Origin of the sequence: Rhodococcus sp. PvP016, assembly GCF_017832185.1 — a bacterium.
Taxonomy (GTDB): Bacteria; Actinomycetota; Actinomycetes; order Mycobacteriales; family Mycobacteriaceae; genus Rhodococcoides.
Genome location: NZ_JAFIBH010000001.1, coordinates 1677399 through 1703310 on the forward strand (window position 1 = coordinate 1677399; position 25912 = coordinate 1703310).

At 66.2% G+C, this 25912-nt stretch carries 24 protein-coding genes; 13 read left to right on the top strand and 11 right to left on the bottom strand.

Annotated elements, in window-relative coordinates:
* Positions 1-3 precede the first annotated feature (3 nt).
* Positions 4-837, top strand: a complete 834-nt coding sequence (locus JOE30_RS07695; RefSeq protein ID WP_204870143.1) for a mycofactocin-coupled SDR family oxidoreductase — start codon at positions 4-6, stop codon at positions 835-837.
* An 84-nt stretch (positions 838-921) separates the two neighbouring features.
* On the opposite strand, the gene JOE30_RS07700 is transcribed toward JOE30_RS07695, so the two are convergent.
* From JOE30_RS07700 to JOE30_RS07715, 4 genes are all read right to left on the bottom strand, one after another.
* Positions 922-1881 carry an ABC transporter permease gene (locus JOE30_RS07700; protein WP_204870145.1) on the bottom strand — a complete coding sequence of 320 codons (960 nt, stop codon included), beginning with the start codon at positions 1879-1881 and terminating at the stop codon, positions 922-924.
* 103 nt (positions 1882-1984) lie between these two features.
* The gene (locus tag JOE30_RS07705; RefSeq protein WP_204870147.1) at positions 1985-3532 is read right to left on the bottom strand and encodes a sugar ABC transporter ATP-binding protein; all 1548 of its coding nucleotides are present in this window, start codon (positions 3530-3532) and stop codon (positions 1985-1987) included.
* Positions 3529-4671: a substrate-binding domain-containing protein gene (locus tag JOE30_RS07710; RefSeq protein WP_204870148.1), complete on the bottom strand. Its 1143-nt coding sequence runs from the start codon at positions 4669-4671 to the stop codon at positions 3529-3531. Before JOE30_RS07710 ends, JOE30_RS07705 begins: the two co-directional genes overlap by 4 nt.
* Before the next feature lie 289 nt (positions 4672-4960).
* On the bottom strand, positions 4961-5998 hold the full coding sequence (locus JOE30_RS07715) for an acyl-CoA dehydrogenase family protein (protein ID WP_204870149.1): 1038 nt from the start codon (positions 5996-5998) through the stop codon (positions 4961-4963).
* Positions 5999-6021: 23 nt separating this feature from the next.
* Between JOE30_RS07715 and JOE30_RS07720 the strand changes: the two genes are divergently transcribed.
* The 5 genes from JOE30_RS07720 to JOE30_RS07740 all read left to right on the top strand — a co-directional run bounded on the left by JOE30_RS07720 (position 6022) and on the right by JOE30_RS07740 (position 10986).
* Positions 6022-7173: an acyl-CoA dehydrogenase family protein gene (locus JOE30_RS07720; RefSeq protein ID WP_204870150.1), complete on the top strand. Its 1152-nt coding sequence runs from the start codon at positions 6022-6024 to the stop codon at positions 7171-7173.
* A 154-nt stretch (positions 7174-7327) separates the two neighbouring features.
* Complete coding sequence (locus JOE30_RS07725; RefSeq protein WP_307806099.1) at positions 7328-8077, top strand: ABC transporter ATP-binding protein; 750 nt, start codon at positions 7328-7330, stop codon at positions 8075-8077.
* The gene (locus JOE30_RS07730) at positions 8074-8943 is read left to right on the top strand and encodes an ABC transporter permease (RefSeq protein WP_204865848.1); all 870 of its coding nucleotides are present in this window, start codon (positions 8074-8076) and stop codon (positions 8941-8943) included. The genes JOE30_RS07725 and JOE30_RS07730 overlap by 4 nt, the downstream gene beginning before the upstream one ends.
* Positions 8944-8983: 40 nt before the next feature.
* On the top strand, positions 8984-10045 hold the full coding sequence (locus tag JOE30_RS07735) for an ABC transporter substrate-binding protein (protein WP_204865850.1): 1062 nt from the start codon (positions 8984-8986) through the stop codon (positions 10043-10045).
* On the top strand, positions 10042-10986 hold the full coding sequence (locus tag JOE30_RS07740; protein WP_204865852.1) for an SDR family NAD(P)-dependent oxidoreductase: 945 nt from the start codon (positions 10042-10044) through the stop codon (positions 10984-10986). Before JOE30_RS07735 ends, JOE30_RS07740 begins: the two co-directional genes overlap by 4 nt.
* Positions 10987-11013: 27 nt before the next feature.
* Here JOE30_RS07740 and JOE30_RS07745 read toward each other — a convergent pair whose 3' ends face one another.
* Positions 11014-11781: an MBL fold metallo-hydrolase gene (locus JOE30_RS07745; RefSeq protein WP_204865854.1), complete on the bottom strand. Its 768-nt coding sequence runs from the start codon at positions 11779-11781 to the stop codon at positions 11014-11016.
* A gap of 156 nt (positions 11782-11937) precedes the next feature.
* Here JOE30_RS07745 and JOE30_RS07750 point away from each other — a divergent pair, with 156 nt between their 5' ends.
* Complete coding sequence (locus tag JOE30_RS07750) at positions 11938-12714, top strand: SDR family NAD(P)-dependent oxidoreductase (RefSeq protein WP_204865856.1); 777 nt, start codon at positions 11938-11940, stop codon at positions 12712-12714.
* A gap of 78 nt (positions 12715-12792) precedes the next feature.
* Here the strand turns inward: JOE30_RS07750 and JOE30_RS07755 are convergent, their stop codons facing one another.
* From JOE30_RS07755 to JOE30_RS07765, 3 genes are all read right to left on the bottom strand, one after another.
* Positions 12793-14322: a class I adenylate-forming enzyme family protein gene (locus tag JOE30_RS07755; protein WP_204865858.1), complete on the bottom strand. Its 1530-nt coding sequence runs from the start codon at positions 14320-14322 to the stop codon at positions 12793-12795.
* A gap of 67 nt (positions 14323-14389) precedes the next feature.
* Positions 14390-15577 carry an acyl-CoA dehydrogenase family protein gene (locus JOE30_RS07760; protein ID WP_204865860.1) on the bottom strand — a complete coding sequence of 396 codons (1188 nt, stop codon included), beginning with the start codon at positions 15575-15577 and terminating at the stop codon, positions 14390-14392.
* A 24-nt stretch (positions 15578-15601) separates the two neighbouring features.
* Entirely contained in the window at positions 15602-16726 is a 1125-nt protein-coding gene (locus JOE30_RS07765; protein WP_204865862.1) for an acyl-CoA dehydrogenase family protein, read from the bottom strand.
* Positions 16727-16883: 157 nt separating this feature from the next.
* Between JOE30_RS07765 and JOE30_RS07770 the strand changes: the two genes are divergently transcribed.
* From JOE30_RS07770 to JOE30_RS07780, 3 genes are read left to right on the top strand one after another with little or no spacing between them, the layout of a single operon-like run.
* Positions 16884-18206 (top strand): MFS transporter, encoded by a 1323-nt coding sequence (locus tag JOE30_RS07770; RefSeq protein ID WP_204865864.1) that lies wholly within the window; start codon positions 16884-16886, stop codon positions 18204-18206.
* The gene (locus JOE30_RS07775) at positions 18203-19018 is read left to right on the top strand and encodes a mycofactocin-coupled SDR family oxidoreductase (RefSeq protein ID WP_204865866.1); all 816 of its coding nucleotides are present in this window, start codon (positions 18203-18205) and stop codon (positions 19016-19018) included. Before JOE30_RS07770 ends, JOE30_RS07775 begins: the two co-directional genes overlap by 4 nt.
* A gap of 53 nt (positions 19019-19071) precedes the next feature.
* Positions 19072-19476 (top strand): nuclear transport factor 2 family protein, encoded by a 405-nt coding sequence (locus JOE30_RS07780; RefSeq protein WP_204865868.1) that lies wholly within the window; start codon positions 19072-19074, stop codon positions 19474-19476.
* A 68-nt stretch (positions 19477-19544) separates the two neighbouring features.
* Here JOE30_RS07780 and JOE30_RS07785 read toward each other — a convergent pair whose 3' ends face one another.
* Together JOE30_RS07785 and JOE30_RS07790 are read right to left on the bottom strand one after the other, a co-directional pair.
* Positions 19545-20345, bottom strand: coding sequence for an enoyl-CoA hydratase/isomerase family protein (locus tag JOE30_RS07785; RefSeq protein ID WP_204865870.1), 801 nt, complete (start codon positions 20343-20345; stop codon positions 19545-19547).
* A gap of 39 nt (positions 20346-20384) precedes the next feature.
* On the bottom strand, positions 20385-21584 hold the full coding sequence (locus tag JOE30_RS07790) for an epoxide hydrolase family protein (RefSeq protein WP_204865872.1): 1200 nt from the start codon (positions 21582-21584) through the stop codon (positions 20385-20387).
* Between the two features lie 121 nt (positions 21585-21705).
* Between JOE30_RS07790 and JOE30_RS07795 the strand changes: the two genes are divergently transcribed.
* Positions 21706-22503 carry a FadR/GntR family transcriptional regulator gene (locus JOE30_RS07795; protein ID WP_204865873.1) on the top strand — a complete coding sequence of 266 codons (798 nt, stop codon included), beginning with the start codon at positions 21706-21708 and terminating at the stop codon, positions 22501-22503.
* An 11-nt stretch (positions 22504-22514) separates the two neighbouring features.
* Here the strand turns inward: JOE30_RS07795 and JOE30_RS07800 are convergent, their stop codons facing one another.
* Positions 22515-23483: an LLM class flavin-dependent oxidoreductase gene (locus tag JOE30_RS07800; RefSeq protein ID WP_204865875.1), complete on the bottom strand. Its 969-nt coding sequence runs from the start codon at positions 23481-23483 to the stop codon at positions 22515-22517.
* Positions 23484-23694: 211 nt separating this feature from the next.
* Between JOE30_RS07800 and JOE30_RS07805 the strand changes: the two genes are divergently transcribed.
* Positions 23695-24543, top strand: a complete 849-nt coding sequence (locus tag JOE30_RS07805) for a nitronate monooxygenase family protein (protein ID WP_239532311.1) — start codon at positions 23695-23697, stop codon at positions 24541-24543.
* Between the two features lie 68 nt (positions 24544-24611).
* On the top strand, positions 24612-25889 hold the full coding sequence (locus JOE30_RS07810) for a MaoC family dehydratase N-terminal domain-containing protein (RefSeq protein WP_204865878.1): 1278 nt from the start codon (positions 24612-24614) through the stop codon (positions 25887-25889).
* Positions 25890-25912: the final 23 nt, after the last annotated feature.

The following is a 25912-nucleotide window of genomic DNA, read 5'->3' on the forward strand; positions in this document are numbered from 1 at the left end:
ATCATGCCAGGACGAGTCGAAGGCAAAGTCGCCTTCATCACCGGTGCCGCACGCGGTCAAGGCCGCAGTCACGCGTTTCGCCTCGCAGAGGAGGGGGCCGACATCATTGCCGTCGATGTCATGGACGATGTCGACACGGTTTCCTACCCGATGGCGACAGCAGCTGACATGGCCGAAACGGTTCGCGGTGTCGAGGCCAGAGGTCGAAAGATCGTCAGTACTCGCGCCGATGTGCGTGACTACCATTCGCTCGAGCAAGCCGTTGCCGCGGGCGTGGCCGAGTTGGGTCGGCTCGACATCGTGTCAGCGAACGCGGGCATTTTTTCCTTCGGCTCGGCCACCGAGCTCGACGAAGCGACGTGGCATCAGATGATCGACATCAATTTGAGCGGCGTGTGGCGCACTGTCAAGGCTGCGATTCCGACGATGGTCGCGCAGGGGACCGGGGGATCGATCGTCTTGACCTCGTCCGTGGCGGGACTGAGAGGTTTCGGTCGGACCGGGCACTACGTAGCTGCAAAGCACGGCGTCGTCGGTCTGATGAAAACGCTCGCGCACGAGCTGGCCGAGCACGCGATCCGGGTCAACACTGTGCATCCGACCCAAGTGGACACACCCATGGCCCAGAACCAGAAGATGTACGACGCGTTCTCTCCTCACCTTGCGCACCCCACTCGTGACGACTTCGCTACCGCTTCCAGCGCCACCATTCTCCTGCCCATTCCCTGGGTCGAGGACCTGGACATCAGCAATGCCGTGCTGTTCCTGGCTTCCGACGAGGCGCGGTACATCACCGGTACGAGCCTCCCCATCGACGGTGGCGCCGCAATCAAGTAGCTCCTCTGGGCTGACTCCACATCGACACGAAAGTACCGATGGTCGAATACGACCATCGGTACTTTCGTGTCTGTTTCGTTCGGGTCAGGCGTTTCGCGTCCTCGACCGCACCTCTTCGTACCGACGCAGCGCGAGGGACGACAGCAGGATGATGCCGAGGAACATCGACGAGCCCCACACCGGGGCACCGGAGATGGCCAGACCGGCCGACCCGACCGCGATGACGAGCACGGCGACCGCTGCGCCCTGGACATTGAAACGTCCACCGCGGAACTGGGTGGCACCGAGGAAGACCGCCGCGAACGACGTCAGTAGATAGCCCGGACCGATTTCCGGCGATCCTGCCCCGACTTGGGCGGTGACCAGAATTCCGGCGAGACCAGCGACCAGCGCTGAGACCAGCAAGCCGCCGACCCGCAACCGGCGGGTCTGCACGCCGACGAGGCGGGCAGCCTCCTCGTTGAACCCGGTCGCATAGAGCCGACGCCCGGTCACGGTGCGTTCGAGCAGCCACCAGATGAGCAGCCCGATCACGATCGCGACGAATACCGGGGGCGTCAGCCCGAAGATGATCTCCGTGTTGGAGATCTTCCCGAAGTCCTGGTTCAACCGCTGGTCGGTCACCGGCACGTTGCCGCTGATCAGCAGGATGATGGCCTGGAAGAATGCGCCACTGGCGAGTGTGGCGATGAAGGAGTCGATGCCCAGCATCACGACGAGGACGACGTTGAGTAATCCCGCAGCCAGGGCCAGCAGCAGACACAAGACGATCGTCACTGTGAAACTCAGTTGCCGTTCGACGACCAGGTAGGCCGCCGTGACGCTCGTCATTCCCATGACATAACCGATCGACAGATCGAAGACCCTGGTGCACATCGGGACGATCAGGCTGAATGCGACCAGGGCCGCGACCGAGTTCTGGTTCAGGATGAGCTGCAGGGTCGTCAAGCGCGGGAACAGGTCCGGCTGAGTGACGGAGAAGTAGACGGCGATGATGAGGCCGACGTACACCGCCCCGATGTTGCCGAATCTCAGCGGCTTCAAGGTGCGACTCCATGAGCGACCACCTGCGGAGGTGGTCGCGTGCCGTGACGATATCTCCGTCGACGGTGTGTGAGTGGTGTTGTCGGTGTCGGACGCCTTCAGTTCAGACATAACTGCTTTCCATCTCGGTCAGTAGGTGGGGTACGTTGATCTGTTCGCCCTCGGCTGTGGAGGCGATGACTCCCTCGCGCATGACCAAGACCCGGTCGCACAGCTCGACGAGGTCCTCGACGTCGGACGAGCAGACGAGAATCGTCAGGCCGGCCGCGGCTTGCTCCCGCAGTAACTCGTACAGAGCGCGTCTCGCGCCGATGTCGACGCCGGCCGTCGGCTCGGTCAGCAGCAGTATCCGTGGCTCGGTGGACAACCACCTGGCCAGAAGTACCTTCTGCTGGTTGCCACCGCTCAGGGTCAGTATCGGGTCGTCGGCGACGTGCTCAGCGATCGCCAGAGCACGCATCCACTTTCGCGCGAACTCGGATTCGGCTCGCTTGGACGCCAATCGGCCGCGCTTCGACAGGCTCCCGAGCCGTGCAAGGGTCAAGTTCTCGCGCACAGTGAAGTTCGCGATGAGACCCTCGCGCAGCCTCTGGCCGGGTACGAGTGCGATGCCCGAACTGTGGGCGCTGGCCGAGGTAGGCGGGTCGATCGTCTGCCCCGCCACCTGCCAACCGCCGGAAGCCTTCGATCGACGGGCACCCCCGAGCAGGTAGGCGATCTCCTCGCGACCGGAACCCTGCAGCCCAGCGACGCCCACGATCTCGCCGGCGTGCAGGGTGATGTCCACATCTTTGGTGTGGTGGCCCGACAGGCCGCGGACGGACAAGACAGGCTCGCCCGCGGCCGGGCGGGCACCTCGGTCCGCCGCCACGGTGTGCTGCGCGTTGTCGGTGATCAGGCGAGCCAGATCGACCGCTTTCGCATCGCGGACCGGGGTGTCGGCGACGACCTCTCCGGCGCGGAGCACGATGACCCGGTCTGCGATCTGCTGGATCTCGTCCATGCGGTGTGACACGTACACCACGGCGTGCCCGGCATCGCGCACGCGATTGATCAGATCGAACAACTGCGAAACCTCGCGCGAAGGCAGAGCGGCAGTAGGTTCGTCGAGGACCAAGACCCGCGACTCTCCCTCTTCCCAGTCCCACAGCGCCCGCGCGATCGCGACCCCGGTGCGTTGGACGGGGTCGGCTTCGCTGAGGGGAGCCGACACGTCGATCTCGATATCGAAGCGGTCGAGCAGCTCTCTGGTGCGCTTCGCCTGCCGGCCCTGGTCCACCGTGCCGAACTTGCCACGCAGATAACCGCTGGTGAGGGCGACGTTGTCGACTGTGTTGAGCTCTTCCACGATTCCGAGGTCTTGGTGCACGAAACGCAGGCCGAGGCTGTTGGCGCTGTGGGCGTCACCGAGGATCAACTCGGAGCCGCGGAGCTCCGCGGTTCCGCCATCGGGCTGGTGGAAGCCGGCCAGGATCTTGATGACCGTCGACTTGCCGGAGCCATTGTGGCCGAGCAAGGCGAGCACCTCGCCGTCGTGGACTTCCAAGGAGACCTCATGAAGGGCCCGTGTGCCGCCGAAGCGCTTGGACATCTTGCTGATGGACAGCGCTGGTCGGCGCTGTCCATCAGCGATGTGTTCCCCGGTGATCACTTGCCCCACAGCTCCAGGAACTTGGCCTCGAAGTCGTCCGTGATCGGAGTCGTCACAGGAGGATTGCCGAGGTTGTCCGCGGTCACCAGTACGTTGGGCACTGCACTGTTCGAGGGAGCCGGATCGACTCCGGCTGCAACCCGGACTGCGCCGTCCATGAAGTACCAGCCGTTCTCGAGGCCGGGGCTCTTGGCCGCGCCCTCGATGGCACCGGACTTGATGTCGGGCAGCACCGTGTCCTCTGCATATGCGGTGAAGATCTTGATGTCTTGCAGGCCCGCGGACTTCAGTGCGTTCACCATGCCGAGAGACATGACGCTGGCGGAGAGGAAGACGCTGTCGACGTCTTTGCTCGCGCGCAATCTGTTGACGATCAGCTCGGCGGCGTTCTTACCGATGGACTCCACCGGTAGGTCGTACCGTTCTCTGACCTGGCACGTGTCCGGGCAGTACTCCTCGAGCCCGCTCTTCATGCCCTTCTCGAGGGAGTCGATGATCGGGAATGCGGGGAGACCGACGAACAGCATGTCGGCCCGACCCTCGGTGCGCTCCGCGACGAGCGCGGCCACGGCCGCGCCCTGAGCTTGAACACCGGGAGGCCCGGAGAAGTTGACCAACGGCCCGGGCTGGCCCGGCGCGGCCGGCTCGTCGAGGACGCCGCCGGAGACGACCGGGATGCCTCGGTCGAACGCCTCTCGGTAGCCGTCGCCCAGGACGGTGCTTTCGTAGGTGTAGTTCATGATCATGTCGGGGTCTTGGCTCAGAGCCGACTTGAACGCGTTCTGCTGTGCGGCCGCGTTGCCGCTCGACGGTGTGATGATCGAGACGTCCCAGCCGAGCGCTTCGCCGGCCGTTTCGACTTGGTCGCCGATCGGCTTGCAGAACGATGTCACGCAGTTGACCAGGATGACCTTGAGGTCGCTGGGGATCGGCTTGTCGACGGGCACGCTGATTCCGAGCGGGGTCGGTGACGCCGTCAGCTCTTGGACCTTGGCGGTTGCGGCCGAGACATCGACGGGGGGCCCCGCCTCATCTGCGCCGCTGGAACCGCTACCGCTGTTTCCGCATGCGGCGAGCGCAAGCGTGCATACGGTCATCGCGGCGATGAGCCCGGCTTTCCGGTTGGTGGTGGGTCGCATGGTGGCGCCTCTCGTGGTTGATGCCGAGCTATTCAGGACTGTGTATTGCGATAGGCGGATCCCTGGGCTCGCGTACGCGTTCGTCCCGAGGCCGACCTCGACTGTCGGTTGCTGCTCAAAACCCCACATCCACCGGTGCATATGGCGAGGTGACCTGCATCACTGTCGGACGTCGAGTGTGCTCACAGTAACAAGAAGATCAGTCGATGTCTGCAACTAAGTACACTTTTTTGAGCACTTACCGTTGGGAGAGGATCGGTTGCGATCCAGAAAGCGGGCAGTGGCGAGGTCAGCCCAACGATCCGGCCCGGTGCAGACTCGGGATGTCGTCGATGTGATCGGCCAGCCTCGCGCGGGTCTGACTCAACGGGACGGGCTGGTACCGCCTGAACTGCAGGTATTGGCTGATGAGGGCGAGATCGTGTTCGAAGCAGAAGCCGATCGCGCCGTGGATCTGGTGGATGTGGCGCATCACGTCCCGGACGGTCTCGAGGTGGACCAGGCGCAGGGCGAGCGCCGCGCCCTCCCCGGCCGTCGGGTCCGCGTTGAGCCGCCACGCCGTGAACAGCGCGAGTTCGCGGAGACCCCGTGCCGCGACGGCCGCGTCCACGAACCGGTACTCCAGTGCCTGACGTGTCTTGAGTGGCTTGCCGAATTGGATGCGCTCGTTGAGGTGTCGTGCTCCCAGGTCGAGAACGTGGCTCATCGCGCCGGAGCTGCTGAAGGCAGAGAACGTCTCGTGCCAGGCCCAGGTGCGAGGTGAACCCACCTCACCGTCTCCGACCGGTCGACACACGGCGGCATGCGGCGCCAGCATCTTGGGATCCGCGGTGAGGGGAGTCGCCATCATCGGAACGATGTGACCGGACGGATCGATGGTGCAGCTCTGATCCAGGAGAGCCGCGTAGTCGAGCAGCACCTGGTCGACCCCGCGGTCGACGGCGTGCAACGGCACGGATCGGCCGGTGCCGGCGCCGGTGATGAGGGCGGCGACCGGCGCGGGGAGTGCGGCACGCCCGGCCTCCTCGGCTACCAGGCATGCCACCATCGCCAGCTCTGGATCGGAGTCGAGTCCGCCGAAATCGTCCAGACCCACGTGTCGTAATCGTTGGACCGCGGTCGAGAGCGCACCGGCCGCGTCTGTCCAGCTCGACCGCGCAAGCGCGAGGTCGTCGGCTCCGAAGGATGCGCGCGCCGATCGTGCGACGTCGAGCGCGACCTCGGGCGTGGTCAGGTCCACGAACAGGCTCTTCTGTTGCGTGCGGTGGCAGTCGAGCGCATGACAATGAGTATACTTCTCTTGATCGGCCGAGGGGTCGGTGCTCATGACCTCCTGAGGAGTTCCTGACGATGGACTACGCCTTCTCCTCCTCGGAGACCGAGTTGCGGTCCGACCTGAGAGAGCTCATCGGTGAGTCGATGCCGGCCGATTATCCCGGCATTTTCGTCGAGGATTTCGACGAACCACTGGCCGCCAGTTGGGCCTTCTGTCGCAAGCTGGGAGCACAGAACCTGCTGACCCGCGCCTGGCCGCGGCAGTACGGAGGCGATGACGCCTCCGTGTGGTCGCAGGTGGTGTTCAACGAGGAGATGTGGGCTCACAACGAGCCTCGCGGCGGCCAGTACATGGGCGTGACGTGGATCGGGCCTGCCCTGATCACCTTCGGCAACGAGGCCCAGCGCGAGCAGCACCTGCCCGGCATCGCCAGTGGTGACGTCCAATGGTGTCAGGGGTTCTCCGAGCCCGACGCCGGCTCGGACCTGGCGTCCCTCACAACGCGGGCGACGAAGGTGGAGGGCGGGTTCAGGGTCGATGGCCAGAAGGTCTGGACGTCTTATGCCAGCCATGCGCAGTACTGCGTTCTCGCTGCTCGCACCTCGGTGCTGGAGCGCAAGCAGGACGGTCTCACGGTGTTTCTGGTCCCGATGGACCGAGAGGGCATCACCGTCCGGCGCATCCCGACCATGCTCGGACCCAACCACTTTCATGAGGTGTTCTTCGACGACGTGTTCGTCGAGGACGCTGAAGTCCTCGGTACTGTCGACCACGGCTGGGAGATCATGACGGCCGGTCTCGCGTTCGAGAGGGTCGGGATTCCCCGGTATGCGCGAGCCGATCGGATATTGGCGGAAGCGCGAGAGGCCACACAGGGCGGCAGCCCCGCGGCGTCGCCCGACCTTGCAGCGGCCATGGTCCATGTGCTCGTCGCCAGGCTGCTCAACTACCGCAACTACGACGGACGGGTCAGGGGCGAGGAGACGCCTGCAGGGGGCCCGATCGCCCGAATCGCGTCGACGCTCGTGGAGCAGGAGGTCGCAGACGTGGCGATGGACATGGCAGGAGTCGCAGCGCTGACGCCGGATGCTCCCGGCATGCATCCGGCTCTGGGCCACCTCGAGCACCACTGGCGGTATGCGCAGGCCGCCACCGTGGCGGCCGGCGCGCTCGAGATCCAGAAGATGTTGGTCGGTCGTCGCTTGCTGTCGCCTCGGCGCGGCTGAGGGCAGTTGCCCGGATTCGATAAATGAGTACACTCCAATCGTTGACTGTGATGTTCGTCATGGTGGCGCAGAGCCGAGGCGCGCGGCGGTGACCGCATGCCCGCCGAAACCCCGAAGGGAGCAACCAGTGGCAGCCAAGATCACAGTTTCTGGGGTGAGCAAGCGATTTCCCGGCAAGCGTCCGGTCATCGCGCTCGAGAACGTCGATCTCACCATCGAGAGCGGGGAGTTCGTGTGTCTGCTCGGCCCGTCGGGCTGTGGGAAGTCGACGCTCCTGCGGATGTTCAACTCGCTCATCCGGCCGACGAGCGGTCTGATCGAAGTCGACCACGAGACGTCGGCTCCTCTGACGGCCATGGTCTTTCAGGACTACAGCATCCTCCCCTGGATGAGCGTCGAGGAGAATGTTCGTTTCCCGCTCGAGGGCAAGGGACTGACGCCGGAGGACACCTCACGACGTACCGACATGTGGATCGAACGCCTCGGCCTCGGAGCCTTCCGCGACTCCTACCCGTCAGCCCTCTCCGGTGGCATGCGTCAGCGGGTGTCCGTCGCCCGAGCGCTCGCGTTCGAGCCCGAAATCCTCTTGATGGACGAGCCGTTCGCCGCGCTCGACCCCCAGTTGCGCCGTGTGCTGCAGGACGAGTTGCTGGCGATCTGGCAGGAGAACCGGCGGACCGTGGTTTTCGTGACGCACAGCCTTGATGAGGCCATCCTGCTCGGCGACCGTGTAGTCGTCATGTCGGCTCGGCCGGGCCGGATCATTGCCGACGTTCGGGTGCCCTTCGATCGCCCGCGCACGTCGGATCTCCGTTCGCACGCCGAGTTCGCACGCCTGGAGCAGCATCTGTGGGAACTGCTGGCAGACCAGGTCCAGACCACGCCGGCGAGGAGCAACGCATGACTGTCCTCCGTGAACGCAACTCCACTCCCGGTGGGCATGTGGTCTCGATCGACCCGGGGCCCGACGACGTCGATCCAGACAAATTCGCACGGCGACGCCGACGGCAGAACCGGGTGTTGGGCATTGCCACGCCCATCATCCTGCTTGCCGCCTGGGAGATCGGTGGCCAGACGGGTTTCATCGACAAGCGGTTTTTCCCGCCGCCGTCCGACATCGCCACGACGGCCGTCGACATGGTGCGGAGCGGGTCATTGCAGGGCGATTTCGTCGTCACGATGAAGGCCTGGCTCATCGCCTTCGTCGTGGGCACGTTGATCGGGACGGCTGCGGGCGTCCTGCTGGGGTTGTCGCGCATCGCGCGGGCCGCACTCGAGCCCGTTCTGTCGGCGTTCTACACGATCCCCAAGCTGGCGATCCTGCCGTTGCTGCTGATGATCTTCGGCCTCGGAGAGACGCCCAAGATCATCCTCGTCGCGCTCGGCGTCTTCTTCATCACCTGGATCTCTGCGTTGGAGGCTGTCCTCGATGTGCCTGAGGGCTACTTCGAGACCGCGCGCTCGTTCGCGGTGGGTCGCGGTCGCATGCTTCGCAAAGTGCTGATTCCGGCGGTACTGCCCCAGATCTTCGTCGGACTTCGGATTGCCGTCGGCCAGTCGATCTTGATCCTGATCGGCGTCGAGTTCGTGACCGGCAACGACGGGCTGGGCCACATGATCTGGAACTCGTGGCAGATCTTCGCCGCTGACCGAATGTACGTCGGCATCATCCTCGTCGCTCTGATCGGCTTCTTCCTCACGAACGCCATCCAGCTCGTCGGTCGGTGGTGCGTTCCGTGGGCGCCTCGTTCGCAGCGCTCACGACGGTGACCCCGCCTCGACCGTTCGACTCCCGAGAAGAAGGATTCGCATGAACCTGTCGCCCGCCCGAGCTGCGCGCGTCATCGCACTGTCCACCGTGATCGGCGTGCTTCTCAGCGCCTGCGGCGGCAACGGCGACGCATCGTCCGGCGTGACCGTCGACGAGAACGGCCGCCTTTCCGAGCCGACCACGATCACCATGACCTCACCGTGCCAGACGGTCTCGTGCTTCCCGCCCTTCCTGTTCAACGAGTGGGACGAGTTCGAGAAGCGGAACATCACGATCGAGAACACCGTCCTGCCGACGACCGATGCCACGGCGCTCGCGGCGACCGGCAACATCGACGTGTACCAGGGGGGCATGAGCGTAGGCCTGCTCAACGCCATCGCGAGTGGGGCCGACGTCCGGGTTGCTGCGCCCACTTACCAGCTCCTCGACGAGAACGAGGCGGGGTTCTACGTCAGTACCCGGCTGCTGGAGGGTCGGACGTTCGATCCCTCGATGCTCAAAGGTCAGACGATCGCATCCTCCCAGGGCAACGCCGGTGCCACGATGATCGCGCTGACTCGCCTGTTGAAGGAGGGCGGACTGTCGATCGACGACGTCGACATCACCATGATGACCGAGGCGGACCAGATTCCCGCGCTCGAGAACGGCTCGATCTTCATGGCCACGCTCAACGAGCCCTCGACCTTCCAGATCAACAAGAGTGGGGGAGGCGTCAAGGTCGGACGACAGGTGGTCAGTGGATTCCCGATCTCGGTCTACGTCTTCGGGCGCAATCTGATCAGTGGGAACGCCGCCGTCGGTGAGGCGTTCACCGCAGCCCTACGAGCCGTCTACGTCAACCGTCTTCAGGGCGACTACATTGCCGATCCGACGATGCGCGCCGAGATGGAGAAGGCACTAGGCCTGGCACCCGGAGCCCTCGACGCTGCCAAGTCCGACTTGTACCCGACGGATCTGGCCTTCCCGGACGGCTGGGTCGAGGCGCACACCCAGACATGGAGCCAGATCCCTGACCTCTTGCAGGGGGAGTCCGGTGACCTGACGAACGACGACGTCATCGACCGCCGGTTCATGGATTTCGCCAACGGCATCACACCGTGACTGCCGCCGCAGTACCGGTTCTGGCGGGCAAGGTCGTGGTGGTCACCGGGGCCGGCCGCGGTATCGGCCGGGCGATCGCGCTCCTCGCTGCCCGGGAGGGAGCCAGCGTCGTGGTGGCCGACGTCGGCGGTCCTGTCGACCAGAGGGAGACTTCGGCGGGTCCCGCGACCGAGGTCGTCGAGCAGATCGAGGCGGACGGCGGCATCGCGACTGCCTGCGTGGAGGATGTCTCCACCTCGGCCGGTGCGGCTCGGGTGGTCGCGACCGCGCTGACAACCTACGGTCGCCTCGACGCCATGGTCTGCTGCGCCGGGATTCTCGATCACGGGCAGGTGCACGAGATCACCGAGCAGCAGTGGACCGACGTGATCAACGTGCATCTCGGGGGCCACTTCGCCTGCACCAGTGAGGCTTCCCGAGCCATGATCGCGTCGGGCATCAGTGGTCGTATCGTGCATTTCTCGTCGGCCGCCGCACTCAAGGCTCCCAAGATTCAGCCTGCCTACGCTGCAGCGAAGGCCGGCATCATGGCTTTGACATCGAGCAGTGCGAAGGCGCTGGCGGAGCACGCCATCACGGTCAATTGCATCCTGCCGGGAGCGTCCACGCGGATGACCGACAAGGTGTGGGCCGACCAACCCGGCCGAGTCGACGTCGCCGGGTTGTCCATGCGCAGCGAGGACAGCGCAGGCACGTGGCGCGACCCGGCCAATGTCGCGCCGTTCGTGATCCACCTCCTTCGGGACGAGGCAGCCACGATCACCGGCGCTGCATTCGCCGTGGTCGGCCACCAGGTGACGACCGTACTTCCGGCGACCTACGGGGCCTCGATCGTCGCAGAGCAGCAGTGGACCCTGGAGGCTCTGAGTGCCAGGGTCCCCGGTCTCCTGGCGGACACCGATTCGGCTGAGTCGCCGTGGCCACCGCCCATCGATCGCTGATCGAGCTGGTCGGACGTCACGCCGGTGCTACTGCACCGGCACGACCTCGCGACGGCCGTCGTGGCCTTCGACGAGACGCGCCCAGCGGAACCCGGGGGAGTGGGCCAGGGCGAAAGGTGTGCCCGTAGCGACCAGATCGTCGGCCACACGAGCGGCCGAGCTGCGTGCTTCGTCGTGCTCGCAGTCGGCGACACCCGGCCAGTCGGAGTCGATCAGCTCGACGGGGTTGTGTGCGACGTCGCCCAGCAGCAGCCCGCGCTCACCGTCGGAGACGAGCTCGACGATAGTCGACCCGGGAGTGTGGCCCGGGGCGTGACGCAGGACTACGCCGGGCACGAGCTCGAGCTGGTCACCGTCCCACCGGTTCACGGAGTCGGCCAGCGGGGCCAGCTGGGTGCTGGGCCTGTCCTGCTGACGCTCGATACGGACCCCCTGGTAGTGATCGGAGAAGAAGTAGCTCCAGTCGGCTTCGTGGGCGAAGTACTTCGCTCGCTCGAAGACGAGCCGATCGTCCTTCACCGCCCAGCCGATGTGGTCGAAGTGCAGGTGCGTGAAGACGACGTGCGTGACGTCTGCGGGGGCGACCCCGAGTGCAGCGAGCTCGTCGAGGAAGTCGCCGCCGGTGAACGGGGCAGGCGGGTCGACACCCACGCCGACGTCGGCCAGGATCACCGCCGAGCCTGTCCGGACCAGGTAGCCACCGATGCTGTTGACGTACTCCCCGCCGTCGAGGTGACGGAGGTAGGGCTGCCAGTCGTCCATCGTGCGAGTCGGGTACACGAATGTCGGATCCATGCGAATCTCCCCGTCTCGAACTCCATCGACACTGATAGACCCGATCTGCATGGTTGGGCTCCTTCCGAGCGCTGCGCAACGCGAATGCCTTGTCACGGGCACCTTTTGCTGATACTCATAACAGTATACTTATTCGGGTCGAACGCCAGGAGTGTCATGGATCTGCAAGGTCGAGTCGCCGTCGTGACCGGTGGTGCCTCCGGAATCGGGGCTGCTTCCGTCGAGCTTCTTCGGGAGAGCGGAGCCGTCCCCGTCTCGTGGGACCTCGGGGGTTCTCCCGATATCCACGTCGACGTCAGTGACGCCGCTGCGGTCGGCGCCGCGATCACCGAGACGGTCGAGCGATTCGGTCGACCGTCTCTGCTCGTCGCAGCCGCGGCCGTGCCGCACCGCTCGTTGATCATCGACCACGACGTCGAGGCCTGGGACAGGGTCTTCGCCGTCGGTATGCGCGGAGTCATGCTGTCCATCCAGGCTGTGGCACGCACAGCCATCGAGGAGGGGACAGGCGGCTCGTTCGTCCTGATCTCGAGCAACAACGGCATCCTTGCCGATCGGTACCTGTCGGCCTACTCGTCCGTCAAAGCGGGCGTGAACCACCTGGCCCGTGTGGCCGCGCGCGAACTGGGCGAGCACGATATCCGGGTCAATGCGATCGGGCCCGGCCCGACCGAGACGCAGATGCTGGCCAAGAACCTCCAGATCCCGGGGTACGTCGAGAAGATCGAGCAGGTCACTCCTCTGGGCCGCATCGGCACCTCGCACGACATCGCCGACTCGATCGTCAACCTGATGCGGGCCGGGTGGATCACAGGTCAAGTCGTGCAGTCGGACGGCGGTGCCTCGCTGACCACTCCTCGTGGCGACTCACGCTCCGCCGGCCAGGCCACCGCCAACGGGTCGGACGGTTCGGTGGCCCAGCCACACGCGTGAGCGCCTGTCCGAAGCGGTGTCACATCCTGTGACACCGCTTCGTGGAAGTAGGACACACGGGGCCGGCGAGGTGCCGGATCAGCCGATCGCCTCCGCCAACAGCGCGCGGACACCGACGGAGTCGACCTTGAGCGATGCGCTGCGGGGCAGACTCTCGACGACCAGCACTCGGGCCGGAATCTGGTAGGCGCTGAGGTGGTCACGCAACCACCCCCGGATCGCGTTGCCGTCGATATCGGCATCTCTCTCCAGCTCGACGGCCGCGTGCGGGATCTCTCCGAGCCGTTCGTCGGGCATGCCCACCACGGCTGCGTCCCGGATCTGCGGGTGGGTCCGTAAGGTTTCGGCGACCTGCCCGGCGGAGACCTTGAATCCGCCACGGATGATGGCGTCGTCCGCGCGGCCCTTGATCCACAGGAAGCCGTCGGCGTCGACGGTCGCGAGGTCGTCCGTGCGGACCCAGCCGTCGGGATCCACCGAGTCGATCGCGAGCTGCGCGGAGCGCAGCTCCAGGAGGCCCACGTCACCGAACGGGAGTGGAGCGAACGAGTCGCGATCGACGACCCGCATCTCGACGTTGGAGTGAGATCTACCCACGCTGCCCCGCTTGGTCTGGGCGTGCTTTCTGCGATCAGCGAGGCTCCAGCCCGCGACACCACCGGCGAACTCGGTCGCTCCGTACACGGTCAGGACCGAGATTCCGTAGGTGGCCTCGAATCGTTCGGCCAGCTCGGGGCTGACCGGAGCCGTGCCGACCGTCAGAGCTTTGAGGCTCACCAGATCCGCTTTCGGCGTCTCGCGGTCGAGCAGCATCGTCAGCGCAGCCGGCGGCACGTTGGCCACGATGGGCCGATGCTCGCGAATCAGCTCGATCCATCCGTCGATCTGGAACTTGGGCAGCATCGCGACGGCACGGCCCTCCGCGAAATTGAGGAGCGTCGTCCAGACCCCGCCCATGTGCACCATGGGAAGAGCCACGACCGCAACGCTCTTGCGCAGGCTCAACGGTTCCTCGGCGGACGAGGCGTAGTGACGGCTGGCGTCCACCGCCGCCGACAGCGACGCGTAGGTCAGGGGGATCCGCTTGGGCGGGCCGGTGGTGCCACTGGTCATCATCTCCAGTGCCACGCCGGGGTGCAGACGGCCGACCAGGTCTCCGGCGGCGTACCCGGCTTCCTGAAGGACCGCGAAGGTCGACGGGTCGTCCCTCTCCACACTGATGGCGGCGGCCCCGATGTCGCGCGCGGACGCCAACGTGGCCTCGGTCCAGTCCTGTGGGTTGGCAACGATCGCGACCGCGCGCACGGCGCGAATGGTGTCTGCGAGGCGCTCGTTCGGGACGAGATCGCTCAGGGTGAGGATCGCCTGGTTCGCGGCGACGATCGAGACCGTGGCCGCGACGGTCGAGGCACCGTTGCGCATGACGACGGCGACGCCCGCTCCTGGTGCCGAGGCACCCATCGAGTCGAGCACGTTCTGAAGGACCTCACCTCCGGCAGCGATGTCACCCCACGAGTACCACCGGTCGGCTATCTGCAGAGCGCGCGCGCTCGGATCGATTGCTGTCACGTCGCGCATGCGTCGGGGCAGATCAGTCGGCTCGGTCATGTTATTGAGTATACCCATCTAGGTGATTTGTTCAGGGGAGTGCGGAGGGCCGGTGGTGCTCAGTCGGTCAGCTGCGCTCTCGGGGAAGACCCAGGACGCGTTCGCCCAGGATGTTTCGCTGGGTCTCGTCGGTCCCCCCGGCGATGCGGTTGCCCGGTGCGCCCGTCACGAACGTCGTCCAGGCGAACGTGCCCCACTCGCCCGTGTCCGCCATCAGTCGTGGACCCAGCAGGTCTGCAGCAGTCTCCGAGATGGTCCGTTGATGCTGCGTGTACAGCAGTTTGACCAGGGACCCGTGTGGAGCGCGGGGACCGCCCTTCCGCGCGCGTCGGGCGGTCACGGCCAACTGGCGGCGCTGGATGTACAGCGTCGCCAGACGCTGACGGACGATCGGGTCCTTCGTTCTCTCGAGCCAGCGCGCCAGTGCCAACACCTCGAAGTACGTGCCGCCGCGGTTCTCGCCGCCGCCGCGCTCGAATCCGAGGACTGTGAGTGCGACCTTCCACCCGCCGTCCACATCGCCGATGCGCAGCGAGTCGTCGATGCGGACCCCGTCGAGGAACACCTCGTTGAACGTCGAGCCACCACTCATCTGACGGATCTGTCGCACGTCGATCCCCTCCGCATCGAGTGGAACGAGGAACATCGTCATGCCGTGGTGCTTGGGCGCGTCCGTGTTCGTGCGGGCGAGGCAGATGCCCCACTGTGCGTACTGGGCTCCGGAGCTCCAGACCTTCTGCCCGTCGATGACCCACTCGTCACCGTCGCGGACAGCTCGGGTGGAGACCGAGGCCAGGTCGGAGCCGGCACCCGGCTCCGAGAACAGCTGGCAGCACAGCTCGCGGGCACTCATCAGCGCGGGAAGGAACCGTTGCTTCTGCTCCGGCGTACCCAGACGTTCGATGGTGTTGCCGACCAGCACCATCGTGACCGTGAGGAGCTCGTGCGAGGGCGGAGTCCGATAGGCGGACTCGACGGAGCGGAAGGCGCGTTCGTGCTCGTGAGTCAGGCCTCGGCCGCCGAACTCTGCCGGAAGCGTGATGCCGCCGAAGCCGGCGTCGAACTTCTCCTGCTCGTACGTCGAGGCCTCGGCGATGAGCCGGCTCTCTTCTTCACGAGTGAGGTCGTGGAAGACCGAGACGTCGTCGTCGCCCTCGCCCCACGCGCGGCGCGACCGATCGCGCTTCGGCAGTCGTGCGTCCAGCCAGCTCCGCGCCGTCGCGGTGAAATCGTCCAGAGAAGTGGTATCGGTCATGTTGGGGTCCTCGGGGTGGGTAGGTCAGAAGGCGAGTCGGTCGGCCAGCAAGGCGCGATGCGCATCGGCCGTGCCGAGGAACAGTGCCGATGACTGGGCGCGGCGGAAGTAGAGGTGTGCGTCGTGCTCCCAGGTGAACCCGATACCGCCGTGCACCTGCACGGTCTCGGCGGCGACGTCGCGGTAGGAGTCGGCCGACGCGGCCTTCGCCGCCGCGGCTGCGACCGGCAGAGCCGCGAGATCGCGCACGGCGGCCGCGGTTGCGTCGTACGCCGTCGAACGCGCCGTCTCGGTATGGATCAGCATGTCGGCGCAGGCATGCTTCACGGCCTGGAAGGAGCCGATGGGTCTACCGAACTGCTCGCGGGTGCGGGCATGCTCCACGCTCATGTCCAAGCACTGCTGCACGCCGCCCACGGCATCGAGAGCCACAGCGGTGCGAGCGATGTCCAGGACCGGCGCCAGGAAGTCGGCCGCGGCACCGGCAGCACCGACGCGAGTTGCTGCTGCACCGTCGAACGTGACCGTGTCCATCGGCCACGTCGCGTCCAGCACCGTCATCGGGGTACGCGCCACGCGGTCGGTCTCGTCGAGGAGGAACAGGGTGGGACCCTCGTCGGTGCGTGCGACCACGATCAGGGAGTCGGCCGATGCCCCGTTCAGGACGAACGCCTTGGTGCCCGTGAGGCGGTAGGTGGTGGGTCCATCGGCGCGGGCCGACATGGACACGTCGTCGAGGTGCCAGGAACAGGTGGGCTCGACGTAGGCCAGAGTGGCGAGCCGCTCGCCGCTTGCCAGTGCTTCGAGCAGCGGGCCCGAGGTCGCTTCGTCGTCGGCTGCGAGCAGGGCGTGGGTGGCGATGACCGCACTGGAGAGGAAGGCGGATCCGGCAAGCCCTGCCCCCAGTGACTCCAGGACGACGGCCTGCTCGGCGAACGAGACGCCACTCCCGCCGAGATGCTCGGGGATGACGAGTCCAGCGACCCCGACGTCGCGGGCGAGTCGACGCCACAGCTCGGCGTCGTGACCCGTCTCGAACTCGGCAACCTCTCGGACGCGCGACGTGGGGCTCGCGACTCGGACGAGGTCCTTCACGACGTCACGCAGCTGTTCCTGCTCCGACTCGAACACCATGGACACCTGTTGCACCCCTGAAACCTAGGAACGTCGCGTTCTGACCGCCATGACAGTGTCATCACCGCGTGTATAAAGGATACTGTACTCGGTGACGCACTCGTCCGTAACTCGATTCGTCCTACTCAGCGATTCGCCATCAGGTCAGTTCTCGCCCGGAGAGGAAATATCAGTGCCCTCAGAGGCGGTCGCATCACCTACTGGGAAGCCGTCGCCGCGAACAGCGCGCGCACTGCTTCTCGACCCGGTGTTCGGTGGCTTCTTCATCGGCAAGATCATCGCGACCTGCGGCGTCTGGGTGCACAACCTGGTGGCCGCCGTCGTCGTGTTTCAGATCACCGGCTCGGCCCTCGTCGTCGGACTCGTGACGGCCGTGCAGTTCGGACCTCAGCTGGTGCTGTCGCCCTGGGCGGGCGCACTGGCAGACAGGGGCAGCCCGGCCCAGCAGATCATCATCGGGCGGCTCGTGCAGGCGTGCGGTTCGGCCGCGCTGGCACTGGTCATCTGGCTGCAGGGCGGGGTGTCGTCGATGTCCAGCGCCGCACCCGTCGTGATCTGCTCGGCGATCGCCGGTGTCGGCACGGTCCTCGGCAGTCCAGCCCTGCAGTCGATGGTGCCGCTGATGGTCCGGGACGACGAGATCGGTACTGCGGTCACGCTCAACTCCTTTCCCATGACGGCGGCCCGGGCGGTCGGCCCGGCTCTCGGAGCCGTCGCGCTCACCAGCCTGGGTGCGGCCTGGGCACTGGCCGGGGCAGCGGCAGCCGGTCTCGGGTTCGCCGCCTTCGTCGCGGCGGCTCGGCTCGGCCGGCTGACGCCCACCAAGCAGCGCGGCACGGACTACTCGGTGCGGGCCGCAGTGCGTGCCGTGCGCGCAGACGGACCCATGGTGGCTGCGCTGATCGGTGTGGCGGCCGTCGGCGTCGCCGCCGACCCCCCGTTGACGCTCGGGCCGGTGACGGCATCCGCACGAGGCCTGGGGCCGGAGGGCGCCGGGTGGATCGTGTCGGCTTTCGGGATCGGTGCAGCCCTGGCCTTCACGCTCGTGGGCCGGGCCCAGCGACGATGGGGCGAGCCGCTCGTCGCCTCGGCCGGCCTGGCGCTCATGGGCGTAGTCACGGCGCTGTCGGCGATCGATGCCCCACTGGTCGTGACCTCGGCTCTGTTCTTGCTCTCCGGAATCGGCATGAGTGCCGCGATCGCGAGCCTCACCAGCATCGTCCAACAGCGGTGTCCCGCCGAGCTGCGCGGACGCGTCATGGCCTTGTGGCTGATGTCGTTCCTCGGTCTGCGCCCACTCGCCGCAGCGCTCAACGGCTTCCTGGCGGACGTCGTGTCGCTCGAAGCCGCCTATCTGGTCAGTGGCGGTCTCGTCCTGGCCGTACTCGTGCTGTGTCGGCCACGCCGTCTCGGCGCGAGAGACCACCCCGGCCGGCGCCGAATCCTGGCGTCGGGCATCAGCAGCAACCGCAAGAGAACGAGGGGAATCGCATGACAGATCGCATGAAGGACAAGGTCGTGTTCATCACCGGAGCGGCGCGAGGCCAAGGGCGAGCCCATGCCGTCGAGCTGGCATCGGAGGGCGCAGACATCATCGCAGTCGACGTGTGCGCGGCACCGGCCGTGATGGACTACGACGCCGCGACGCCGGAGGATCTTCAGGAGACGGTGGCCGCGGTCGAGGCGCTGGGTCGCAGGATCGTTCACCGCGTCGTGGATGTGCGTGATCTCGCCGGACTGGAGAGCGTCGTCCGCGAAGGTGTCGAGAAGCTGGGGCGGATCGATGCGGTCGTCGCGAATGCAGGTTTCGTCACCTGGGGTCGCTTCTGGGAGATCGATCCGCAGACCTGGGACGACGTCGTCGCGGTCAACCTGACCGGGGTCTTCAACACGATGCGAGCAGCGGTCCCCGCGATGATCGACGGCGGCCGCGGCGGTTCGATCATCATCACGAGCTCGGTGGCGGGGCTGAAGTCCTTGCCTGCGCAGGCACCCTACAGCGCGGCAAAATCGGGTGTCGTCGGCCTGGCCAAGACGGCCGCGATCGAGCTCGCCGAGTACGGGATCCGCGTCAACACGATCCACCCGTGGGGCGTCACGACCAAGATGGGCGTCATCGGTTCCGACGGCCAGGCCGTCTTCGGGTCGCACCCCGACTACGAACCTCTGATGCAGCAGATATTGAAGGAGCCGCGGCAGTCGTCGCCCGAGGACATCGCCAACCTGGTCGTCTTCCTGGCTTCCGACGAGTCGCGCACCATCACGGCCGCCCAGATCCCGATCGATCACGGCGCGACCAAGGTCTGAGCCGAACCCCGGCCCCGCCATCCCGCTGATCCGACGACAGAACAAGAGTCCCCATGGACGAGTACGCATCCATCAGTCAGTTCATCTCCCGCGCCGTCTACGGTATCGATCACCAGCGCGCCGACATCGTGTCGGAGGCCTGGGCCGAGGACGGACACTTCACGTTCACCCTGGACGGTGCCGAGCTGCGCCGGGCCGAAGGCCGCGACACGATCGTCGGGAGGCTTTCCGCCGGGTGGGCGAAGCCGGTCGGCACCTCCCGTCACATCGTCACGAACTTGTGGGTGGAGGAGGTCGACGACGTCTCGGCGGTCGCGGTCTACTACCTCACCTTGGCGTCGGGGCGTGCGCAGCCGCCGACCCTTCGTGCCACCGGCTGCTATCGGGACCGGCTGGTGAGGCACGGTGAGACCTGGCGGTGGCAGGAGCGGACGCTGGAGCTCGACGGCCCGTTGTGACCGTCGGAAAGGGGGTGACGTCGATGACGTCACCCCCTTTCGTCGAACACGCAGCAACCTGCATCCGCTCACGTGCCGCGGTAGTCGGGGTCCCGCTTCTCGCGCAGCGAGGACATGCCTTCCTTGAAGTCGGCGGTGCGCAGCGAGATCTCCAGCGCCGTGGCCTCGCGGTCGAGTGCCTGCTCGAGGGTCATCTCGTGACTGCGGTTGAGCATCTGCTTGGCCAGTCCGACGGACACGGTCGCAGCGCGGGCGAACTCCTGCACGACCTCTTCGACTCTCTCCTCGACTGCGTCGTCGGCCACGATGTCGTTGACGAGTCCCCACTGCTCCGCTCGTTCAGCGAGGAGGGGGCGTGACAACAGCACCATCTCCTTGGCGCGCTGCGTCCCGACGAGACGCGGCAGGAGGTAGGACGTGCCGCTGTCGGGGGTGAAGCCACGTCCCACGAAGGGTGCCCACAGCTTGGCCGTCTCGGAGGCCACGACGTAGTCGGATGACAGCGCGAGCATGTTGCCGATGCCTGCGGCCCACCCGCGCACGCCGCTCACGACAGGTAGGGGGACCTCGATCAGCGTCTTGACCAGGCGGTTGGCGCCGAGAGCAGTCCGTCGGCGCAGGTGCCCGGTCCGAGGCCGCTCCTGGTTGGAGGTGTTGGCCTCCACGAGGTTCATACCCGTGCAGAAGTGTCGCCCTTCGGCAGTCAACGCGATGACCCGGACAGTGTTGGACCGGGTCGCCTCGTCGAGCGCCGCCACGAACTCGTCGATGCCGGCCTGACTCAGTGCGTTGCCGGAGGCGGGATGGTTGAGGTGCACACGCAGGACGACGCCGTCTCGCGTGATGTCGACCCCTGATTCATTGGTCACGGTGGTTCCTTCGCGCTGTTCACTGGACGATGAGATTACTTATCTGAGGGGTCGGAAGAATGTGCGAACCTCGTCGACGTACAGGTCGGGCGTCTCGAGGGCGGGGAAGTGTCCCCCGGTCGGCGCTTCCGTCCACTGCGCGACGTTGAATGCTTGCTCGACGCGCGAACGGGGAGGTGCACCGGCCCTGTCCGTGGCGGCCGTTCCGCGCTGCCTCTCCGTCGCGCGCTGGTGCGAACCCGTCTCGAGCAAGAATCCGGACGGCACCTCGACGCGCTGGCCCGCCGCAAGACCCTGCGGCTTCGCGGCGCTTTCGTAGTAGAGGCGGTTCGCGCTGCCGATGGTGCGGGTGTGCCAGTAGATCGACAACGTCGTCAGGATGTCGTCCCACGGCACCATCGAGCTGCCGTCCTCGTGGCGATCCGACCATGTCGACCACTTCTCGGCGATCCACGCCGCCATTCCGGCAGGTGAGTCGGTGAGCGCCGTCGCCAACGTCTGCGGCTTGGACGACTGGATGGCCACGTACCCGTGCTCCACCGCACGCCACGCGCGAAAGCGTGCGGCGTACTCCTTCTCTTCGGCGCTCGGCGACGCTCCGGGGTCTCGGGGGGCGCCGAGGCTGACCATTCCCATGTGCACCCCGATCAGGCGGTCGGGATGATCCAGTCCCAGGAAGGAGGTCACGAAGGATCCCCAGTCGCAGCCCTGGGCTCCGAATCGGTCGTAGCCGAAAGCGGCCATCACCTCGACCCACAGCGCGGCGATGTCGCGCGGGGTCGTCCCGGGGATCGAGGGAGCCGGCGAGTACCCGTAGCCCGGCAGGGACGGCGTGACGACGTCGAACGCGTCGGCAGGGTCGCCGCCATGGGCTCCCGGGTCCGTCAGCGGGCCGATGACCCGGTGCCACTCGTGGAACGTGCTCGGCCACCCGTGAGTGATCACCAGTGGCAGAGGGGCCGGTCCCGTGCCCCGGTGCCTCACTGCATGGATCTGCCTGTCACCGACCGTCACGAGATGGTGGTCGTCCCGGTTCAGCTCTGTCTCCCTCGCCGACCAGTCGAAGTCCACCCAACGATCGACCAGCTCACGCTGGGCGCTGATCGGCATGCCTGCTGCCCAGCCCTGGTCCGCGACGTCGTCGGGCCAGCGGGTGGCCTCGAGTCGCCGGCGCAGATCATCGACCGCGGAGCGAGAGGTGGTGAGGGTGAGGTCGTGGACAGAGCGCTGCGGTGACATCGAAACCTCCCCGGAAGCTGGCTGCGGTCATGTGGGCGGACCGATAAAGTATACCGTATTGGCGAACATACATCGTTCGCTGCGCGAATAGCGGCATTCCTCGGATATGATGCCGAGCATTATGAGTACTCAACGAGAGTTCGTCGCTTCAAGCTCCGAGGAGGTCGAGCCCGCTGTTCCGAACGACTCCCATCTCGGAGCGGAGATCGACGAGCGGATACCGGAGGCCGCTGTGGCCAAGCCCGGTGGCTCGATGAAGCTGGCCGATCGTGTGGCCACCAGGATCGAGGCCGAGGTCATGGCCAAGAAGTGGCCCGTCGGCGCGAACCTCGGGTCGGAGTCCGACCTCATCGCGAAGCACGGAGTGAGCCGCGCTGTGCTCCGCGAAGGGATCCGCATCGTCGAGAGCCACAACGTCGCTCGGATGCGTCGTGGGCCGAACGGCGGCCTGATCGTCTCGGAGCCGAACATCGAGTCGGTGTTGGCGTCGGCTGCGCTGTACCTCGACTTCGCCTCGGTCCGACAGCAGGACCTGTTCGCCGTGCGGACGGCGCTGGAGTTCACGTGCCTGCGTCAGCTCAGCGACAATCTCGACGAGGCGAAGATCGCTCGGCTGAGAGAGGCCATCGCCGACGAACAACGCGTCATGAAAACCGAGGGCGTCGGTGCTCACAACAGTGATCTGCACGTTCTGCTGGCCGAGCTCTCGGGCAACTCCGCGCTGCGGTTGTTCGTCGACGTGCTGGTCAGGCTCACCCAGCAGCGAGCCAAGCAGAACATTCCCAACGATCCGGAGACCGCGGGCGTCCTGCATCACACGCACAGCAGGATCGTCGAGGCGCTCATCGACGGCGACCTCGCGGTGGCGCAACACCGCCTGGCCAAGCACCTCGACGCGATGTCCGTCTACTACCGCTGACTCCCGCCGGTTCAGGCGCCCGCCAACAGGGGCGCGAGACCCTCGGCCAGTGTGCGCACGTGCTGCAAGGCCAGCTCTTCCGGGAGAGCTCCGGGTGATGCCCAAGGGAATATTCGCACGACGGGGCATCCGGCGAGCCGTTCGCGAATCTGGGTCGCAGCATCTTCCGGAGTGGCCACCAAGATGTTGCCCAGTCCGGGCGTGAGCCCCAGAGTCCGGGCCCTCTCGCCGTCGAAAGGTCGCACCGTGGCGCCGTTCTCCCCGCCGGACATCCGGCGATACGAATCCCATTGGTGATGGTGGTGCTTTCGCACTATGGCCCAGTCACGCTCGGGGTCGTCGCTGATGAACATGTTCATGGGACCGGCCATACGTGCGTCGTTCTCGGCGTGCCCGCCCTCGCGCAGCCCAGCACGGTAGACAGGTAACAGATCGGGATCGAGCGACAGCAGGCCCTCGTTGAGCAGACCGGCGCGACGCGCACCTTTGGGGCCCCGGTAACCCAGCCAGATCGGCAGCCTGCTCTGTGCTGTCGGCGGCGTGACCACACCCTCGGCCCAGATGGCGCGTAGTTCGGTGACCCGCGCAGTGGTGTCGGTGAAACGCTGGTCGATGTCGACGCCGTAGAGGTCGAACTCCGGGGCGCGGTAGCCCGCGCCGAGGCCGAGCTCGAGACGGCCACTGCTCAGCTGGTCGACGACCGCCGCCTCTTCTGCCAGATGACCAGCGACCCGTAGCGGGGCGAGCATGATCGCCGTCCCGATGCGGATCGACGATGTCCGGGCCGCGACCGCGGCGGCGAACGTCAACGGCTGGGGGAGGTGGCCGTCGTCGAACAGGTGGTGCTCGGAGAGCCAGACCGATTCCAGGCCCAGACGCTCCGCCTCCTGGCTCAGCTCGAGGTTGAACCCGTAGACGCGGTCCCACGGAGCTCGCCAACCCGCGGGATTGCGTACATCTATATGTATGCCGACCTTCATCCCAGGCCCCGTCTTTCGTGGACGCAGGTGCGTCTCTCTCCTAAAGAGGGTACTGTATAGACGAAAGTGGCGATCAGGCGTCGTCAGATGACTCGAAGGGCAGCCGGTGACAAACGCGTGGCGTGACCGATTGGCCGTACCTGCCGTGTGCGCGCCGATGTTTCTCGTGTCCGGTCCGGACCTGGTTCGGGAGGCGTGTAAGGCAGGGCTCATGGGAGTTCTGCCTCGCCAGAACGCTCGCTCGCTGGAGAGATTCGACCAGTGGCTCGGCGACATCCGCGCAGGACTCGCAGCCGATGAGGCTGCGCGTCCGGGCGTGGTTCACGGACCGCTGGCAGTGAACCTGACCGGACGGGTGTCTCCGGACGACATCCCGGCCAATCTCGAGATCTGTGCCCGTCACGGCGTCGAGATCGTCGTCTCTGCGGCCGGCGATCCGACCGAGTTGACCAAGCGCGTCCACGAGTGGGGCGGGCAGGTGTTCCACGACGTCACGACCTGGCGGCACGCCGAGAAGGCGATCGCCGCCGGCGTCGACGGGCTGGTGTGCATCGGTTCCGGGGGTGGTGGGCACGCCGGCACGGTCAGCCACCTGATCTTGGTTCCGCGCCTACGCGCGATCTTCGACGGCACCATCGTCATGGCCGGCGCGGTGGCACATGGAGCTGCAATTCGTGCCGCGGAGGTGCTCGGGGCCGACCTTTCCTACGTGGGCACGCGCTTCATCGCGTCCGAGGAGTCGATGGCACCGCCGGAGTACAAGCGGATGTTGGTCGAGGCCACGTCCGACGATCTCGTCTTCACGCCGTTCGGTGGTGGTGGTCCGGCCCGATGGCTGCGCCCGTCGGCCGCCGCTCTGGGGTTGGACCTGGACGGAGAACTCGCGGCGCGTACCAAGGACGGGACACGTCCCTGGAAAGACGTCTGGTCTGCAGGCCAGGGCGTCGATCTGATCGAGGACGTCGCCCCCGTCGCGGTCCTCGTCGACCGACTACGCGTCGAGTACGACGCCGCGAGCGCAGTGCCGGTTCGCACCGCCACTGCCGTGGCTCCGGGCTGACCTACCGGGATCACCATGTACCGGCGGCGCGGACGCCGCCGGCCCGTTCAATCGAGGAAGGCCGCATCATGACAGACGTCACCACCGAGTTCGAGAAGGCCACCGAGGCGGTATTCACCGACGGCGACGTGGAGCGCGCCCGGCTCCTTCTGGGGGTCGACACGCCGATCAAGAACCAGGAGCACGTCACGACGGCGTCCTACGACAGCATTCGCAACTTCGCGTGGGGCGTGGGAGACAGCAACCCGCTCTACACCGACGAGCACTACGGGGAGTCGACTCGCTGGGGCTCGCAGGTGGCACCGAACATCATGTCTCAGATCATGGGGGCGCCGATGCTGGGCGATCCCATGCCGGACGAGATCAAGCGCGCTGCGAAGGGCCTGTTCACTGGTATCCATGTCTTCGTGTCGGGCGGGAGCAACGAGTGGTTCCGGCCGATCCTGCCCGGCGATCGAATCGTGGGCTATGCGGGCGAGGAATCGATCGAGGTCAAGAACTCCGAATTCTCCGGAACGTCGGTGATCCAGGTTCGACGCAGCGTTCGCCTCAACCAGCGTGGCGAGATCGTCGCGATCCAGCGAGTCGTTCGGGTCCTCAGCGAACGAAAGAAGGCTCGGGAGCGCGGTAAGAACTCGACGATCGAGCCCGCGTCGTACACCGACGAGGACATGCGGCGCATCGAGGAGATCTACGCCCAGGAAGGTCCGCGCGGTGCCGATCCGCGGTACTGGGAGGACGTCTCCGTGGGCGACGATCTGCCACCGATGGTCAAAGGACCTCTGACGACCACCGAGATCATCGCCTTCCATGCGGGTGGCTACGGCTTCGCGCCCTACGGCCTGAAGTCGAGTCGCCTGGCGTACGAGAACCGGCAGCGGATACCGGCCTTCTTCGTCAAGAACGACCAGGGCGTCCCGGACGTCGCTCAGCGACTGCACTGGGACTCGGAGTGGGCCAAGGCGATCGGCAATCCGCGCGCCTACGACTACGGAGTCATGAGGCAGACATGGCTGCATCACTACCTGACCGACTGGGCCGGCGATGATGCGTTCGTGCTCCGGCAGGAGGACTCGATGCGCAAGTTCAACTATCAGGGCGACACCCAGTTCATCTCGGGTGCGATCACCCAGAAACGTCAGACCCCCGAAGGTGGTGTGGTCGACATCGAGATGCAGATGACCAACCAGCGTGGCGAGAAGACCACCTTCGGCACCGCCACGGTTGCTCTACCGAGTCGCATCGGTGGTGCGGTGGTGCTTCCGCAGCCCGAGATCAGCGAACAGCGCAAGGCGGCCGAGATGTACGCGCGGCACCTGGAGCTCGTTGCCGAACGCCGTAGATGAGAGCCCCTACACGCGACAAAGGA

Excerpts from the sequence above, each read along its gene's own strand:
- JOE30_RS07695 (WP_204870143.1), top strand. The coding sequence starts at position 4 with ATGCCAGGACGAGTCGAAGGCAAAGTCGCCTTCATCACCGGTGCCGCA.
- JOE30_RS07710 (WP_204870148.1), bottom strand. The coding sequence starts at position 4,671 with ATGCGACCCACCACCAACCGGAAAGCCGGGCTCATCGCCGCGATGACC.
- JOE30_RS07715 (WP_204870149.1), bottom strand. The coding sequence starts at position 5,998 with ATGAGCACCGACCCCTCGGCCGATCAAGAGAAGTATACTCATTGTCAT.
- JOE30_RS07720 (WP_204870150.1), top strand. The coding sequence starts at position 6,022 with ATGGACTACGCCTTCTCCTCCTCGGAGACCGAGTTGCGGTCCGACCTG.
- JOE30_RS07730 (WP_204865848.1), top strand. The coding sequence starts at position 8,074 with ATGACTGTCCTCCGTGAACGCAACTCCACTCCCGGTGGGCATGTGGTC.
- JOE30_RS07735 (WP_204865850.1), top strand. The coding sequence starts at position 8,984 with ATGAACCTGTCGCCCGCCCGAGCTGCGCGCGTCATCGCACTGTCCACC.
- JOE30_RS07745 (WP_204865854.1), bottom strand. The coding sequence starts at position 11,781 with ATGGATCCGACATTCGTGTACCCGACTCGCACGATGGACGACTGGCAG.
- JOE30_RS07750 (WP_204865856.1), top strand. The coding sequence starts at position 11,938 with ATGGATCTGCAAGGTCGAGTCGCCGTCGTGACCGGTGGTGCCTCCGGA.
- JOE30_RS07755 (WP_204865858.1), bottom strand. The coding sequence starts at position 14,322 with ATGACCGAGCCGACTGATCTGCCCCGACGCATGCGCGACGTGACAGCA.
- JOE30_RS07760 (WP_204865860.1), bottom strand. The coding sequence starts at position 15,577 with ATGACCGATACCACTTCTCTGGACGATTTCACCGCGACGGCGCGGAGC.
- JOE30_RS07775 (WP_204865866.1), top strand. The coding sequence starts at position 18,203 with ATGACAGATCGCATGAAGGACAAGGTCGTGTTCATCACCGGAGCGGCG.
- JOE30_RS07780 (WP_204865868.1), top strand. The coding sequence starts at position 19,072 with ATGGACGAGTACGCATCCATCAGTCAGTTCATCTCCCGCGCCGTCTAC.
- JOE30_RS07790 (WP_204865872.1), bottom strand. The coding sequence starts at position 21,584 with ATGTCACCGCAGCGCTCTGTCCACGACCTCACCCTCACCACCTCTCGC.
- JOE30_RS07795 (WP_204865873.1), top strand. The coding sequence starts at position 21,706 with ATGAGTACTCAACGAGAGTTCGTCGCTTCAAGCTCCGAGGAGGTCGAG.
- JOE30_RS07800 (WP_204865875.1), bottom strand. The coding sequence starts at position 23,483 with ATGAAGGTCGGCATACATATAGATGTACGCAATCCCGCGGGTTGGCGA.
- JOE30_RS07805 (WP_239532311.1), top strand. The coding sequence starts at position 23,695 with ATGGGAGTTCTGCCTCGCCAGAACGCTCGCTCGCTGGAGAGATTCGAC.
- JOE30_RS07810 (WP_204865878.1), top strand. The coding sequence starts at position 24,612 with ATGACAGACGTCACCACCGAGTTCGAGAAGGCCACCGAGGCGGTATTC.